Below are 13,939 nucleotides of genomic sequence, written 5' to 3'. Positions count from 1 at the left end.
GATGATGCGGGCGGCGCCTTCCTTTCGCGTCAGTGCACCGGCGGCGGCATCGCTGCTGGTCAACGGCTTGCTGATCGCGGCATTGCTGAACCTGGGGATGGGGCATGTCAGCCGCCGGGCGTCGGCCCCGGCACTGACCGTCATGTCGCTGGCCCAGCTAAAAGGAACGGAGCAGGGGCAGGATGAGGCCGTGGCGGCGCAAAGCGAACCCGCCCCGGTCGATCCGCCACCCCGTGCAACGCCGCCCGCATCCCCGCCGCAAGCCGCGCCACAAACTCCGGTGGCGATCCTGCCGCCGCCGGTCGTGGCAATGCCGTCCCGCATCGCGCTGCCCTTGCCTGTCCAGGCGGTGGCGCAATCGAACGGCGCGGCCACACCTGCCAGCGACCCGATCAGGCAACGGGCTTCGGCATCGCCGTCCCCACCAACTTCTCGACGCGGCACGGTCGACGGCCTTGACGCGAACGCGCCGCCCGGCCTCAGCCGCAGCTATGCCGCCCGGATCCGGTCATGGCTTTACGCGCATAAACTTTACCCCCGCCGCGCCCGGATGCGGCGGGAAGAAGGGCGCGTGCAGGTCCGTTTCGTGCTCGACCGTGCAGGCGTCCTGCTGGAAGGCGCGGTGGTCAAAGGATCGGGCAATGCGGTTCTGGACGGCGAAGCGGAAGCGATGATGTGGCGCGCATCGCCTTATCCGCGCGTCCCTGCCGAACTGCCCGGCGACCGCATCGAATTCATTGCTCCCATCGAATTCATCCTGCCCGTCTGACCGATGCCGGTGCTGCCGGAACGCCGACGTGGATCGTGCGTTTCGCCGCCTGACAGACAGGGAGTTTCATATGAACCGCATCACTTTCATGGTCCTGGCGACCGGACTGACATTGGCTGCCTGTAACGAAGCCAGCGAGCAACGGGCGGAAAATGCCGCCGGAACGGTGGCCGCCACGGCAGAGGCGGCGGGGGACCGGGTTGAAAATGCAGCGGATAATGCCTTGGCCGCGATCACGCCCACCCCTTCCGCACAGGAATTTGTGAACAAGGCGGCAAAGAGCGATGCTTTCGAAATCGCCGCCGCGAAACTGGCCGCAACCAATGCCGCATCTGCCGAAGTGAAGGCGTTCGCCCAGCAGATGATCAAGGCTCACACTGATTCCAGCGCCAAGGTCAAGGCAGCGGCTGGCAAGGCGAAACCGGCAATCACCCTCGACGCCGCGCTGACCGCCGACCAGAAGGAAGAGCTTGCCGAACTGAAAGCGCTGACCGGCGCGAAGTTTGACGAAGAATATATCGATGGCCAGGTCGACGCGCATGAAGAGGCGCTGGCGCTGATGCGCTCCTATGCGTCCGGTGGCACCGATGCCGGGTTGAAGACGGCGGCGGGTGAAATCGCGTCCGTCGTCGAAGGCCATCTGAAAATGGCCCGCGATCTGGAGGCGAAGACCGATCGTTGATAAAGAGCGACAGCGGCGCATTCGCCGACGGAGGCGTGACATATGAACCCGCTGGACATTGACCTTGCACTGCCGGTGCTGGGGGCGATTCTGGCGGGCGCCGTCATTGGTGCGGAACGGGAATATCGGGCCAGCCCGGCGGGCTTCCGCACCCATATATTGGTCAGCCTGTCCTGCGCCCTGTTGATGCTGGCCGCGGTGCACCAGATACGCTGGCTCAGCGATACGCCGGGCGACCTGATCAGGATCGACCCCGTCCGCATGGCCCATGGCATCCTGACCGGCATAGGTTTTCTGTGCGGCGGCGTCATTTTCCGCGAAGGCTTCAATGTCCGGGGCCTGACGACTGCTGCCTCCCTGTGGATGACGTCGTCGCTTGGCATCCTGTTCGGGGTCGGCTTTTACAGCCTGGCCATAGGCGGGACGCTGGTGACGGTGGCGGTGCTGGCGGCGGTCACTGCGTCGGAACGGCTTTTACCGCAAAAACATTTTGCCCGCGTCGTGGTGCGCTATCGTCGGCCACATGCGCCGTCCCTGCGGGATTTTCGCGCCTATCTGACCCGCTCCGGCTTTGTCTCCTCTTCCATCAGCCAAAGCCTCGCCGACGACCATCTGGAACTCAGCGCCACTGTGAACGGCGCGCATGACAATGTGGTGGACGATTTCACCTCCGCCCTTATCCACGACGCCGATGTCGTGGGGTTCGATTATCTGCCCCACGACATCTGACGAGGCTGACGGCGTCAGGCGGCTCGGCGCGCCTCCTGACGGGTTTTCCACAATGACCATCCGACCCCGCCCGCGATTAGGGCGAACGTAACGCCCAGGCTCCAGACTGGCGGGAACTTGCCGCCGTCCATCAGGAAATCGGCCACGAATATCTTTGCGCCGATATATACCAGGATCAGCGCCAGCGCATATTTCAGGTAGTGGAAGCGATGAACCATCGCCGCCAACGCGAAATACAGCGCGCGCAGTCCCAATATCGCCATGATGTTCGATGTGTAGACGATGAATGTGTCGGTCGTGATCGCAAAGATCGCCGGCACGCTGTCGACCGCAAAGACCAGATCGGCAAAGTTGATGACGATCAGCGCCAGCAATAGCGGGGTCGCCGCCGTCATCATCTTGCCCGTTACCGGATGCGGCATTTTCGCCAGAAAATGCTCACCATGCAATTCGGGCGTCACCCGGATGTGCCGCGAAATGAACCGCAGCACGGGATTGTTGCCGATGTCCATTGGCTTGTCGGCCGTGAACAGCATCTTGACGCCGGTGAAGATCAGGAAAATGGCGAAAAGATACAGCACCCAATAGGCTTCATGCAGCAGCACCGCGCCGCCGCCGATCATCAGGCCGCGCAGCACGATGACGCCTACGATGCCCCACAATAGCGCCCGATACTGATAGCGCGGGGGAATGGCGAAATAGGTGAAGATCAGGCTGATCACGAAGACATTGTCGATCGACAGCGCCTTTTCGATGAAATAGCCGGTAAAATATTCCATCCCCGGCTCCGGCCCGCGTGCGAACCATATCCACGCCCCGAACAGCATGGCGACGCCGATATAGAACAGGGACAGCTTCAGGCTTTCGGCAATGCCGATCTCCCGGTCCTCCTTATGCAGGAAACCCAGGTCGAACGCCGTCAGTGCGACGACGATCGTCAGGAAAGCCAGCCAGAACCAGGCGGGTGTCCCCAGCCAGTCGGCGAACAAAAATTCCATGAAAATACGCTCCTCTACAGCCATGCCGATCAGGATGTTCGGTGCGAGGAGAAGGGCGGGCCGCCCGTCAGTCGCATCGGATCATCCGATGCGGTCCGACATCACCCGCTCGCTCCGGTTGGAGCAGCGCGCCAGAGGGGCCCGGTCCGCAATCACGGGACATAATGCGACAATGCGCGCGGCTCAAGACAGTTCCGGCAGATTGTTTGCCAACTGGAACGAACTGCTGACTTTTCCATTCCCGCAGCGGGACCAACGATGATAGGACCAACGCGTCATAAGGCTGGATCGCCCGTCGTCTTGCCGCTTACGCACTGATGTTGCCGATCATCCGGCCACTTTCCTGCCAGGCGTGCCTGAACCGGCTGGATACTGCCCCACGGCATCATGACGGAGGATATATTGCGCCAGCCGATAGCGATCAGACGATGGATAGCCGCGACCTTGCTGGCGCTGACCGGGTGCGCGACCACGTCGCCCCATGCCACGCAGCCGCTTCCGCCGGGGTCGCTCTATGTCGCATTGGGCAGCTCCTATGCGGCGGGAGCGGGCATCGGGCCGATAGTCCCTGGGACGCCAAAGCGTTGCGGCCAGACCGTCAACAACTATCCCCGCCTGCTGGCGGAACGTCTGGGTCTGCACCTTGTGGACGCCAGCTGCGGCGGCGCGACGACCGCCAACATCCTTGGCCCATGGTCGGAACTGCCAGCCCAGATCGCGGCGGTCGCGCCCGATACGCGGCTGGTGACCGTAACCATCGGCGGCAATGATGTGGGCTATGTGCGCGACCTTTTCCAGACCATGTGTCGCGGTGCGCGCTGCCCGTCGGCGCTACCCGTCACTGACGCCGATTGGGCGACGCTGGAACGCAACATGCGCCAGATTGCACGCGACGTTCAACAGCGCGCGCCGCGCGCCAAATTGGTCTTTGTCGATTATCTGCGCATCATTCCCGACGGTGCCCTCTGCCCCGCAGTGGCGCTGAACCCGGATCAGGCCGCCCTTTCGCGTGAGAAATTCCGCCGCCTCGCATCCTTGACCGCGCGCGTCGCAAGGGATGAAGGCGCGATGCTGCTACCGGCGGGGAAACTGTCCGACGCGCACCACGCCTGTTCCAGCGAACCCTGGGCGCAGGCTTTTCCCGCAAAGGCCGCGCCCTGGCATCCGACGGCGGCTGGTCATGCCGCGATTGCCGATGCTCTAGCCGGGAAGCTCGCTCCCAGATAGGCCCGATAGGTCGTGCCCGCCCTGACGATGTCTTGCGCGGCCATGACGGTCGCGATTGTCGATCGCTACGGTCGAACGATGAAAATGGTTGAAGATGGCGCCATCATCTGCTGATCGGTTATCGACGGCAAAGGCGGCGAGGCGGGGTCATTTCCGCGCGACGGATTGCCAAGGATCGCTTTGGAAGGATGAACATGGGACGTTTGCAGGGAAAAGTGGCGCTGATCACTGGCGGCGCGCGCGGCATGGGCGCGGCGACTTCACGGCTGTTCGCGCAGGAAGGCGCGATCGTGGTGATCGCCGACATGCTGGAGGCGGAAGGCAAGGCGTTGGCGCAAGAGCTGGGCGGCGGCGCGAGCTTCGTGCGGCTCGACGTGGCGGACGAAGCGGGCTGGGCCGCGCTGACAGCGGACCTCTTGCAGCGTCATGGCCGGATCGACGCGCTGGTCAACAATGCCGGGGTGCTCAGCTTTGGCGAGTTGGTGACAGCGGATGTGTCCGAATTCGATCGCGTCTATGCGGTCAATGTGAAGGGGCCGTTCCTGGGCATGAAGCATGTCGGCGGCGCCATGCGTGCGGCAGGGCGCGGGTCCATCGTCAACATCGCATCGATCGACGGTTTTCGGGGTGCGAACGCGCTGGGCATCTATTCGTCCAGCAAATGGGCGGTGCGCGGCATGACGAAGACGGCGGCGCTGGAACTTGGGCCGCTGGGCGTGCGCGTCAATTCCGTGCATCCGGGCGGCGTCTACACGCCCATGGTCAACCCGGAAGCGAACCGCACGGTGGAAGAGCTTAATCACGGGCATCGCCGCGTGCCGTTGCAGCGCATCGGTCAGCCCGAAGAGATCGCCGCCGCCAGCCTGTTCCTGTGTTCCGACGAAGCATCCTACATCAGCGGAGCGGAACTGGCGGTCGATGGCGGCTGGGCGGCGGGCTATTATCATGAGGGCATGCCGGGGGCGCCCGCTTCGTTGTAAGCGGACTCCCCCCGGTCGCCGCGATCGTTATTTGCCGAACGTGCCGATATAGAGGCCGACCGGATGGCCCGTCTTGCCATCCGGGTCCTTGACGGCGAAGGCGATCCGGCGGCCATCCGGCGCGACGGTCGATTGATGGGCCTGCGCGCCAGAGGGGCTGACATGGGTCAGCGCGCGGCGAGACTTGCCGTCCATGGTGATGACGAAAATGTCGAAGCCCTTGCCTGAATTGGCGGCGGCGATTTCCGCGGCGCGGCTTTCACCCTTCATTTGCAGCAATTGTTGGACACCCGCTTTGGGATGGCCGCTGATGCCGCGATAGGGTCCGGCCGGGTCGGAGAGGATGTTGGCTTCCTCCAGCCCATAGCGTTCGTCCGGGAAGACGTGGGTTTCGTTGTGCGATGGCGTGGCATAGACCTTGCTGACTGCCTTGGTCGCGATATCGACCTTGTACATTTCACTGTCGAGGGTGGCGAATTCGGTGGTCCAGAACATCACTGACTTGCCATCGTCGATGAAGTCATAGGCTTCGGGAAAGCTGGCCGGGCCGGGTTGGCCGGGGCGGTAGTCATACAGGGACTGCTGATCGGTGAGCCGCGCGGTGCGACCGTCGTGGATGAGCTTTGCCATGGTGAGTTGCAGCCCCGTCGCGGTGGGTCGCGACCAGGCGATGTCGACCGATCCGTCGGCATTGGCGGCGCGCGCGATGGCGATGTCGCCCATTGCGCCGCTGTCGAGCGAGACAGGGCGAGCGAGCGATTTCGACATCCAGAATAGCTGGGTGCGCCCGGCGTCGCTTGCGCCCCCGCTGCCGCCCGCCATGCCCGGTGCGGCTTCGATCAGATAGCTGTTGTCGGGCAGATGAAAGATGCGGGTCACGAACTGGGTCTTGCCGAAGGCGCAAGTGAGGCAGCGGATCTTCTTCGTTCGCACATCGATTTCATAGGCCGGACTGTCAACCAGATCGTCCTTGGTGAAGGCGATGCGGCGACCGTCGGGCGACCAGTTGGGCCGGTTGCCCCAGTCGAGAATCCGTTCCTGATGGAAGGGTGCGGTCAGATAATCGATCCGGTCGGCTTTGCCGGACGAAGTGGGGGTAGCCATGACCGGAGCCGCCATCAGGGGCAGCGCGCCGAGCAGCATTGCGGCGTGCAAAAGGCGGGCGCGTGGGCCGCGCTTCCTGCCGGTTTGTCTGTTCATCACTTTCAGGCTCCTTTTTCGATTATTCTCAGATGATGGTGGCGAACGTCGCGTCCAGGCTTTGCAGGACGGCGGCGCGGGAAGGGATGGAGGCAGCGGCGCCAAGCGACTGCACGGCGATCGATGCCGCCACATTGGCTTCCCGCGCGGCGCTTTCGATATCGTCCCCACGAGCAAGCCCAGCGGCGAGGTAGCCGCAAAAACAGTCCCCCGCGCCGGTGGTGTCGACAACGGTCGCGGGCAGTCCGGCAATGCGCTTGATGCGGCCAGCCTGCGCGATGACCAATCCGTCAGCGCCCAATGTGACCAATAGGGCCTGGCTGTCTGTCAGACGAAGGCGGTCCCTGCTGTCGAGCAGGGTTGCGTCGTGCGATGCGGCCTGCTCCCCCGCGCCGGTGAGCAACGCCAGTTCGCTTTCGTTCATCACGATCAGGTCGCAAAGCGGGAGAAGTTGCCGAGCCTCGTCCGACGCGGGGGCGACGTTGAGGACGGTGCGTGCCCCGGCCTTGCGCGCCCGTTGGAACAATGCGGTAGTGGCGGCGACCGGCGTTTCCATCTGGGCAAGGCAGATGTCACCCCGGTCGATTTGCACCCCCGCCACCAATGCGTCGTCGAGATCGGCGTTGGCCCCGGCGATGTGGATGATCTGATTGTCGTGGGGCGATGTCGCGACCAAGGCGCACCCCGTAGCGGAAGCCGTGGCGTGCACCTGACCGCAATCCACACCATGGTCGGCCAATATTGCGACCATGTTCGCACCATCTTCGTCGGCCCCGACCGCGGCCAGTAAAGCGCACTGCGCTCCCGCGCGTGCTGCGCCCACCGCCTGGTTCGCGCCCTTTCCACCCAGCTGGTGGGTCAGGCCGGTCCCTGAAACGGTTTCGCCCGCACGGGGCAGGCGCGGCGCGCTGACGAGCAGGTCGACATTGATGCTGCCCAGCACAATGACCTTGCCTTCAGTCTGTGCGGTCGCTGGCACATCCGTCCTTGGCCCGTTCGTCACTGGCCCATTTGTCACTGGCCCTGCTCCAGCAATGCGAGCTTTGCGACGCGGCGGCGGAAATGTTCTTCATCGCTGAAACGCGCCGCCAGAAAATGCCGTATGATGTCGAGGGCGATTTGCGGTCCGGTAATCCATGCGCCGATGCAGAGCACGTTCACGTCGTCATGCACGACCGCCTGTCGCGCGACATAGGTGTCATGGGCGACGGCGGCGCGGATGCCCCGCACCTTGTTGGCGGCGATGCATGCGCCCGCGCCGGTCCCGCACAACAGGATGACGCGATCGGTCTGTCCATCCAGGATGGTCTGCACCGCCTGCCGGGTGACGTCGGGGAAATCCACCGGCTCTTCCGACCGGGCGCCCACATCGATGATGCGCCCGCTATGGCGGCCCAGCAGGTCGAGTACCGGCGGCCGCATTGGAAAGCCGGCATGATCGTTCGCGAAACCGATCACTTCGCGAAAGGGGATATCCTGTTCGTTCCCCGGCAATGTTTCTGTTGTTCCCACTGGTCCCCCAAGTCCGTCCGATTGCCCCATCGGGCGGTCGCCGACAGAATCGGACCTTCCCACTGGCGATTTGATAAAGCTGTGGTATGACCAGTTGAGAATCCAATCAAGGGGGACGGCAGAATGGCGAACGGCAGGGAAGAGCCGCTGGGACGTGGGAGGCTGGCGTCCTTTTGCGTGACGGCTCTGGCGATCCAGGCCTACGCCACGCTGGTCACGGTATTCCTGCCCGAATTTTACGCCAACGCCTTGGCCCTGCCGGTGGCGGCGGTCGGAACCGCGTTCATGACGGTGCGCGTTCTGGACCTGATGATCGACCCGCTGCTGGGCGGGATGATGGATGCGACGCGCACCCGATGGGGCCGCTACCGTCCCTGGCTGGCGGCGAGCGCGCCCATATTGATGCTGTCCACTTATGCCCTGTTCCAGGCGGAGCGTGGCGTTGGCATGGCCTATTTGTGGATATGGTTGTTCATCGCCTTCCTGGGTTTTTCCATGATCGTGCTGTCGCATCTGGCCTGGACCGCGACGCTGTCGACCAGCGCGACGGAGCGGACCCGCATCTTTGCCTGGTGGCAGGTTTTCGCGACGGCGGGGCAATTTTCGATCCTGGCCATCCTGCCGCTGGTGGCCAGCGCCTATCCGGGCGATCCGGCGGCGGGCATGCATGCTGCCGGTTGGGTGATGGTGCTGCTGATCCCCGGCGCGATCCTGCTGGCGTTGCGGACGACGCCTGAAAAGCGGCCCTCCCAAGGGGCGCAGGCCGCGCTGGCGGTCAGAGATTATGTCGCGCTGTTTTCCCAGCGGGCGGTCGTCAGTTTGGTGGTGGCCGACCTGCTGATCGCTCTGTCCACCGGGGTGGCCAATGCGGTGGCGCTGTTTTTCTATATGGGGCAGCTGGGGTTTGACCGCGCCATGGCCAGCACGTTGATCCTTATCGCCTATGCAGCCGCTTTCGTGGGCACGCCATTGTTCGCCAAGCTGGCCGGGCGGATCGGCAAGGCGCGTGCTTTGCAGGTGGGGGCATTATTGCAGGCGGCGTTGCAACTGGGCATGGCCGCCCAGCCTGTGGGTACGTTCTGGTTGACCGCTCTTAATGCCGCCGCGTTGGGGCTGTGCATACCGATTGCCTGGTTCCTGCCGCGTGCGTTGATGGCGGACGTCGCCGATGCAACGCGCGCGCGATTTGGCGTCGACCGCACCGGGTTGCTATATGCCACGCTCAACGGGTCGATGAAGCTGGCGCTTGGGTTGGCGGTCGGCCTTGCCTTCCTGCTGCTCGGCTGGCTGGGCTTTGATCCCGCTCATGCGGGCGACCCGCGCAACGCCGTGCCGCTGCGCACGCTGATCGGCATAGTGCCCGCCTTCTTTTCGCTGGGCGTGGTTCTGTGCATGATGCGTTATCCCGAAGCGTCCATGCGCGAGGCGAGCCGCAAGGCCGCCTTCGTCTGATTTTCCTGACAGTGAAAGCATAACCGATGAATCGTCGCGACCTGATCAAATCTTCCGCGCTGCTGATGCTGGCGGCCAGCGTGCCCGCCGTTGCGCGGCGCAAATCGACATCATTGCTGGGGAAGGATGGTGCGGGGGTGCAGCTATATATGTTCGACCCCGATCTTCACCGCGACTTTGACGGCACGCTGGCCAAGATCGCGGCGGCAGGCGTGCGGTCTGTCGAGATTGCGTCGCTGCACCGCCGTTCCCCGGCGGATTTCCGCGCCGCATTGGACAAGGCGGGGCTGAAATGCCGCAGCGCCCATGTCGCCGCATCGTCCGCCGTGCCGGGCGCATCCGGTCTGACATTCGAGGATCTGGGCAAGCTGGCGGATGACCTGAAGGTGCTGGGCGCACGCAACGCCGTGTTGCCGCTGTTCCAGTTTCCCAAGGACCCCGTGTGGGGGCCGCCGGTGTCGTTCATGTCGCTGATGCGTGCCGACAGCCCGCCATTGCCTGCCGAACGTTATGAACGAATGGCGGATTTCCTGAACCAGACCGGCGCTGTCCTGAAGAAACAGGGCATCATGATCGGCTATCACAATCATAATGGTGAGCTGGCGCCGATTGGCGACAAGACCGGCCTGCAGATCATGCTGGAACGGACTGACCCCGACATTGTCGATTTCGAAATGGATGCCGGGTGGCTGGCGGCGGGCGGGCAGGACCCGGTTGTCTGGTTGCAGCGCTATCGCGGCCGGTTCAACCAGATGCACGTGAAGGACATCAGGGCCGACACGGTGGTCAATTATCATCTGCAGCAAAAGCCGACGGAGGTGGGATCGGGCACGATGGACTGGCCCGCCATCCTGAAGGCGGCACGGGTCTCCGGCGTGCGCAATTTCTTCGTGGAACAGGAACCGCCATTTCCCGGCGCGCGCATCGATTCGCTGAACAAAAGCCTGTCCTATCTTCGCACGGTGGAGGCCGCAGGATGATCCGCGCCCATTTCCTGAGCAAGGCCGTCGTCGCATCGCTGCTGGCGACCGTTGCCATGCCTGTCGATGCGCAGAATGACGCTGCGCCCGCGCCGTTTTTCGATGACGTGACCGACACTCATATGCCCGTTTCCAAATATCTCCACGCGCTGGACGTGGCATTGGTGGATGTGGATGGCGACGGTGATCTGGACGCGGCGATTGCCGTCGAAATGAGTGCGAACCGGCTTTACATCAACGATGGACAGGGGCGCTTTACCTGGAAGCAGGGGGCGCTGGGCACGAAGGCGCATGACACCGAACATGTGCTGTCCGCCGACTTCAATCGCGACGGTCATCCCGACCTGATCTTCGTTGCGGAGGAGGATCACGCCCATCAGCTGTTCATGGGCGGGCCGGGCGGTGCGTTCACCGACGCATCCGACCGGCTGCCGAAGATGAGCGAGGGCAATGGCCTGGCGGTCGGCGACGTCAATGGCGATGGATTGCCCGACATAGTGATCGGCAATTCAGCCGAAGACCGGCCCGGCAAGCCGCGCGCTTCGGCGCAGAATTTCCTGTGGTTGAATGATCCAAAGCAACCCGGCACCTTCATCGATGCGACGGCGACCCATCTGCCCGCTGTCGAAGACGATACGCAGGACATCGCGCTGGCCGATGTGGATGGCGACGGCGACCTGGACATGGTGGTCGCCAACGAAAGTCCGCCCAGTCGCCTGCTGCTGAACGACGGCAAGGGGCGGTTCCGGGATTCTGCCAAGGGCCTGCAACTGCTCACGCCGCTGGAAACGCGCGAAGTCCATGTGTTCGACGCCAATGGCGACAAGCGCCCGGACATATTGTTCCTGAACCTGACCAGCAACAACAAGGCATGGGTCAAGGACCCGCAGGCCCGGTTGCTGATCAACAAGGGCAAGGGCAAATTCCGCGACGAAACCAAAACGCGCCTGCCCGCCAACCGCTTTTCCAGCTGGGGCGGCATGGTGATGGACTTCAACCATGATGGCGCGATGGACCTGATCGTCGGCGCGATCGATGTGCCGGGGTTCAAGCCATTGCAGCTGCGCGCCTATGCCAATGACGGCAAGGGTCGCTTTACGGATGTTACCGCTTCGGCGATTCCCGGCGCGACTGTCGCGCGCAGCTGGAGCATGGCGAAGGGCGACGTGAATGGCGATGGCGTGGAGGATCTGTTCGTCGGCAGCTGGGGCACGCAGGCGCGGCTGTTGCTGGGCAGGGCGAAGCAATAGGGTCGGGTCCGCGTTCCACTGGGTGGAATAGGGCGTGCCCTGCAACTCGGAAATTGCAGCGTGCCCCGCTGCTTTGTAAGCCCAGCGTTGTGAAGCGGGGTGAGGAGCAGGCATGGAGCGGCGGCACGAGCATGATGAGGCGCGGATCGCGCTGGCGCGGGAGATGTTCGACGTCGCCCTGACCGCCGTGTCGGCGGAGCGATGCCTACCATCCTATCTGCCGCCGCCGCCGGAGGGCAAGCGGCTGGTCCTGGCCGTGGGCAAGGCGGGCGCGGCCATGGCGCAGGTCGCGCTGCGCCATTCGCAGCCGGACACGCAGGCGATCATATTGATCCCCTATGGCCACGGCCTGCCGCCGGGCAGCTTTCCCGACGACGTCCTGCTGATAGAGGCAGGGCATCCCCTGCCCGACCAGCATGGGTTGAGCGCGGCGCAGACGATCCGGGAGGCTGTGCGCGGCCTGGGGGAAAAGGACCAGTTGCTGGCGCTGATTTCGGGTGGCGGCTCCGCCTTGCTCGCGCTTCCAGCCAAGGGGGTGTCGCTGGACGACAAGCGGCGGGTGACGCGTGAGCTGTTGTTCTGCGGGGCCACGATTTCACAGATCAACTGCGTGCGCACCCATTTGTCGCAGGTCAAGGGCGGGCGGCTGGCGGCGCTGGCCTATCCCGCGCAGGTGGTCACTTTGGCATTTTCCGACGTGCCGGGGGATGACCCCGCGCTGATCGCGTCGGGGCCGACTGTCGCTGATCGAACGACGTTGGCGGACGCGCGCCGCGTGATCGAGCGCTATCGCATCACGGTGCCGGACAATGTCATGGCGGTGCTGAACGACGATCGGCATGCAACGCCGCGTCCGGGATCGCCCGAATTGGCGCGCACACAAACGCGGATAGTGGCGCGCAACCGCATGGCGCTGGAGGCGGCGGGTGAAGTGGCTGCGGCGGCGGGCTATCGGCCCGTCTATCTGGGCGACGATCTGGAAGGGGATGCGACGGAGCTGGGCATCGTTCACGCGGCGCTGGCATTGCATCATCAACGCAAAGGCGGACGCTGGGCGCTGTTGTCAGGCGGCGAAACCACGGTTCTGGTCGGCAACCCGTCGGGCAGCGGCGGGCGGAACAGCGAATATATGTTGAGCCTGGCCATGTCGCTGGACGCAGCGCCCGGCATATCTGCGCTGGCGTGCGACACGGACGGGATCGACGGCGCGGGCGGGCATGCCGGAGCGATCATCGACGCAACGACCCTGGCGCGCGCCCGCGCCGGAGGTGTTTCGGCAAGCGGGATGCTGCGGGAAAATAACAGCTTTGGATTTTTCAACGCACTGGGCGATCTGATATTTACCGGGCCGACGCGCACCAACGTCAATGATTTTCGCGTGACCCTGATCGACGGATGATCCCGCCGCACGCGGTCAGGCGGCGCCGGGTTCCTGGATTTTCCAAGCCGCGCCGATGGCGAAATGGCTGAGGATCAGGTCATCGGCCAACAGGACGTCGCCTGTCCGAACGGCGTCGTACACCTTGCGGTGGTGATCGACCAGAAACTCCCGCGCCATGGGGCTGCCCGCGATGCGTTGCCGACGTTCGACATGGGACCGTTCCAGCAAGTGGGTGATGGTGCCATAGATTGTGGACAAGGCGGGCGAATGGGCGGCGGCGACGAGCTGGGTGTGAAAATGCAGGTCGGCATGCCCGCCCCTGGACACGTCGCCGATCGTTGCTTCGATGTCGTCAAGCGCCTGTTCGATCAGCCGGTGATCGTCGGCTGTCGCGCGGGCGCAGGCCAGGCGCAGCGCCTGCCGTTCCAGCGCGATCCGTACTTCGACGATGTCGTCGATAATCGCGGGCTGCTGGGCCAATGCGAGTGAAAAAAATTCGCCCAGCACGGCTGCGTCCGGGATGCGCACCGTGCTGGCGCGGCCATGGCGCGTTTCCAGCACGCCGATCATCTCCATCGCCCGCACGGCTTCGCGGACGGCAGGGCGGCTGACCCCCAGGATGATCGCCAGTTCCCGTTCGCTGGGCAGGCGCTGGCCGGTTTCGACGCCGCCGTTCACCAGCAAATCGCGCAGATGCGCGAGCACCCGGCGATAACCGGACGTTTCCGGCTCTGTTGTCATGGATGCGCACTCGATCGTCATCTCCACGCCTTATCGTT

The 13,939-nt window shown here is 64.0% G+C and carries 14 protein-coding genes; 9 read left to right on the top strand and 5 right to left on the bottom strand.

The window, feature by feature from the left end; translation table 11 throughout:
• The first annotated feature begins 1 nt into the window (after position 1).
• The 3 genes from ACI3KQ_RS09625 (at position 2) to ACI3KQ_RS09615 (ending at position 2,180) form a co-directional block, all read left to right on the top strand.
• Positions 2 to 769 carry a TonB family protein gene (locus tag ACI3KQ_RS09625; RefSeq protein ID WP_404957049.1) on the top strand — a complete coding sequence of 256 codons (768 nt, stop codon included), beginning with the start codon at positions 2 to 4 and terminating at the stop codon, positions 767 to 769.
• A 70-nt stretch (positions 770 to 839) separates the two neighbouring features.
• Positions 840 to 1,451 (top strand): DUF4142 domain-containing protein, encoded by a 612-nt coding sequence (locus tag ACI3KQ_RS09620; protein ID WP_404957047.1) that lies wholly within the window; start codon positions 840 to 842, stop codon positions 1,449 to 1,451.
• Positions 1,452 to 1,493: 42 nt separating this feature from the next.
• Complete coding sequence (locus tag ACI3KQ_RS09615) at positions 1,494 to 2,180, top strand: MgtC/SapB family protein (protein WP_404957045.1); 687 nt, start codon at positions 1,494 to 1,496, stop codon at positions 2,178 to 2,180.
• Between the two features lie 14 nt (positions 2,181 to 2,194).
• Here ACI3KQ_RS09615 and ACI3KQ_RS09610 read toward each other — a convergent pair whose 3' ends face one another.
• The gene (locus ACI3KQ_RS09610; RefSeq protein ID WP_404957043.1) at positions 2,195 to 3,178 is read right to left on the bottom strand and encodes a TerC family protein; all 984 of its coding nucleotides are present in this window, start codon (positions 3,176 to 3,178) and stop codon (positions 2,195 to 2,197) included.
• A gap of 387 nt (positions 3,179 to 3,565) precedes the next feature.
• Between ACI3KQ_RS09610 and ACI3KQ_RS09605 the strand changes: the two genes are divergently transcribed.
• Both ACI3KQ_RS09605 and ACI3KQ_RS09600 read left to right on the top strand, forming a co-directional pair.
• The gene (locus ACI3KQ_RS09605; RefSeq protein ID WP_404957042.1) at positions 3,566 to 4,405 is read left to right on the top strand and encodes an SGNH/GDSL hydrolase family protein; all 840 of its coding nucleotides are present in this window, start codon (positions 3,566 to 3,568) and stop codon (positions 4,403 to 4,405) included.
• Between the two features lie 188 nt (positions 4,406 to 4,593).
• Positions 4,594 to 5,385 (top strand): glucose 1-dehydrogenase, encoded by a 792-nt coding sequence (locus tag ACI3KQ_RS09600; protein ID WP_404957040.1) that lies wholly within the window; start codon positions 4,594 to 4,596, stop codon positions 5,383 to 5,385.
• 27 nt (positions 5,386 to 5,412) lie between these two features.
• On the opposite strand, the gene ACI3KQ_RS09595 is transcribed toward ACI3KQ_RS09600, so the two are convergent.
• From ACI3KQ_RS09595 to ACI3KQ_RS09585, 3 genes are read right to left on the bottom strand one after another with little or no spacing between them, the layout of a single operon-like run.
• Complete coding sequence (locus ACI3KQ_RS09595; protein ID WP_404957038.1) at positions 5,413 to 6,585, bottom strand: hypothetical protein; 1,173 nt, start codon at positions 6,583 to 6,585, stop codon at positions 5,413 to 5,415.
• A 28-nt stretch (positions 6,586 to 6,613) separates the two neighbouring features.
• Positions 6,614 to 7,603 carry a ribokinase gene (locus ACI3KQ_RS09590; RefSeq protein WP_404957036.1) on the bottom strand — a complete coding sequence of 330 codons (990 nt, stop codon included), beginning with the start codon at positions 7,601 to 7,603 and terminating at the stop codon, positions 6,614 to 6,616.
• On the bottom strand, positions 7,600 to 8,097 hold the full coding sequence (locus ACI3KQ_RS09585; RefSeq protein ID WP_404957035.1) for an RpiB/LacA/LacB family sugar-phosphate isomerase: 498 nt from the start codon (positions 8,095 to 8,097) through the stop codon (positions 7,600 to 7,602). The genes ACI3KQ_RS09590 and ACI3KQ_RS09585 overlap by 4 nt, the downstream gene beginning before the upstream one ends.
• A 123-nt stretch (positions 8,098 to 8,220) precedes the next feature.
• Here ACI3KQ_RS09585 and ACI3KQ_RS09580 point away from each other — a divergent pair, with 123 nt between their 5' ends.
• The 4 genes from ACI3KQ_RS09580 (at position 8,221) to ACI3KQ_RS09565 (ending at position 13,178) form a co-directional block, all read left to right on the top strand.
• Entirely contained in the window at positions 8,221 to 9,549 is a 1,329-nt protein-coding gene (locus ACI3KQ_RS09580; protein ID WP_404957033.1) for an MFS transporter, read from the top strand.
• A gap of 26 nt (positions 9,550 to 9,575) precedes the next feature.
• Positions 9,576 to 10,529 carry a sugar phosphate isomerase/epimerase family protein gene (locus ACI3KQ_RS09575; protein WP_404957031.1) on the top strand — a complete coding sequence of 318 codons (954 nt, stop codon included), beginning with the start codon at positions 9,576 to 9,578 and terminating at the stop codon, positions 10,527 to 10,529.
• Positions 10,526 to 11,779: an FG-GAP repeat domain-containing protein gene (locus ACI3KQ_RS09570; RefSeq protein WP_404957029.1), complete on the top strand. Its 1,254-nt coding sequence runs from the start codon at positions 10,526 to 10,528 to the stop codon at positions 11,777 to 11,779. Before ACI3KQ_RS09575 ends, ACI3KQ_RS09570 begins: the two co-directional genes overlap by 4 nt.
• A 112-nt stretch (positions 11,780 to 11,891) precedes the next feature.
• A complete protein-coding gene (locus ACI3KQ_RS09565; protein WP_404957027.1) occupies positions 11,892 to 13,178 on the top strand; it encodes a glycerate kinase in 1,287 nt (428 codons plus the stop codon).
• Positions 13,179 to 13,193: 15 nt separating this feature from the next.
• Here the strand turns inward: ACI3KQ_RS09565 and ACI3KQ_RS09560 are convergent, their stop codons facing one another.
• Complete coding sequence (locus tag ACI3KQ_RS09560; protein ID WP_404957025.1) at positions 13,194 to 13,922, bottom strand: FadR/GntR family transcriptional regulator; 729 nt, start codon at positions 13,920 to 13,922, stop codon at positions 13,194 to 13,196.
• Positions 13,923 to 13,939 lie beyond the last annotated feature (17 nt).

Source organism: Sphingobium sp. ZW T5_29 (assembly GCF_044987515.1).
Taxonomy (GTDB): domain Bacteria; phylum Pseudomonadota; class Alphaproteobacteria; order Sphingomonadales; family Sphingomonadaceae; genus Sphingobium.
The sequence above is the reverse complement of the archived record's forward strand: the minus strand, read 5'-3'. Positions and strand labels throughout refer to the sequence as shown.

What these genes read in the sequence shown, in the direction of transcription:
- ACI3KQ_RS09575 (WP_404957031.1), top strand. Translation starts at nt 9,576, where the DNA reads ATGAATCGTCGCGACCTGATCAAATCTTCCGCGCTGCTGATGCTGGCG.
- ACI3KQ_RS09580 (WP_404957033.1), top strand. Translation starts at nt 8,221, where the DNA reads ATGGCGAACGGCAGGGAAGAGCCGCTGGGACGTGGGAGGCTGGCGTCC.
- ACI3KQ_RS09600 (WP_404957040.1), top strand. Translation starts at nt 4,594, where the DNA reads ATGAACATGGGACGTTTGCAGGGAAAAGTGGCGCTGATCACTGGCGGC.
- ACI3KQ_RS09595 (WP_404957038.1), bottom strand. Translation starts at nt 6,585, where the DNA reads ATGAACAGACAAACCGGCAGGAAGCGCGGCCCACGCGCCCGCCTTTTG.
- ACI3KQ_RS09615 (WP_404957045.1), top strand. Translation starts at nt 1,494, where the DNA reads ATGAACCCGCTGGACATTGACCTTGCACTGCCGGTGCTGGGGGCGATT.
- ACI3KQ_RS09565 (WP_404957027.1), top strand. Translation starts at nt 11,892, where the DNA reads ATGGAGCGGCGGCACGAGCATGATGAGGCGCGGATCGCGCTGGCGCGG.
- ACI3KQ_RS09605 (WP_404957042.1), top strand. Translation starts at nt 3,566, where the DNA reads ATGACGGAGGATATATTGCGCCAGCCGATAGCGATCAGACGATGGATA.
- ACI3KQ_RS09560 (WP_404957025.1), bottom strand. Translation starts at nt 13,922, where the DNA reads ATGACGATCGAGTGCGCATCCATGACAACAGAGCCGGAAACGTCCGGT.
- ACI3KQ_RS09570 (WP_404957029.1), top strand. Translation starts at nt 10,526, where the DNA reads ATGATCCGCGCCCATTTCCTGAGCAAGGCCGTCGTCGCATCGCTGCTG.
- ACI3KQ_RS09625 (WP_404957049.1), top strand. Translation starts at nt 2, where the DNA reads ATGATGCGGGCGGCGCCTTCCTTTCGCGTCAGTGCACCGGCGGCGGCA.
- ACI3KQ_RS09610 (WP_404957043.1), bottom strand. Translation starts at nt 3,178, where the DNA reads ATGGAATTTTTGTTCGCCGACTGGCTGGGGACACCCGCCTGGTTCTGG.
- ACI3KQ_RS09620 (WP_404957047.1), top strand. Translation starts at nt 840, where the DNA reads ATGAACCGCATCACTTTCATGGTCCTGGCGACCGGACTGACATTGGCT.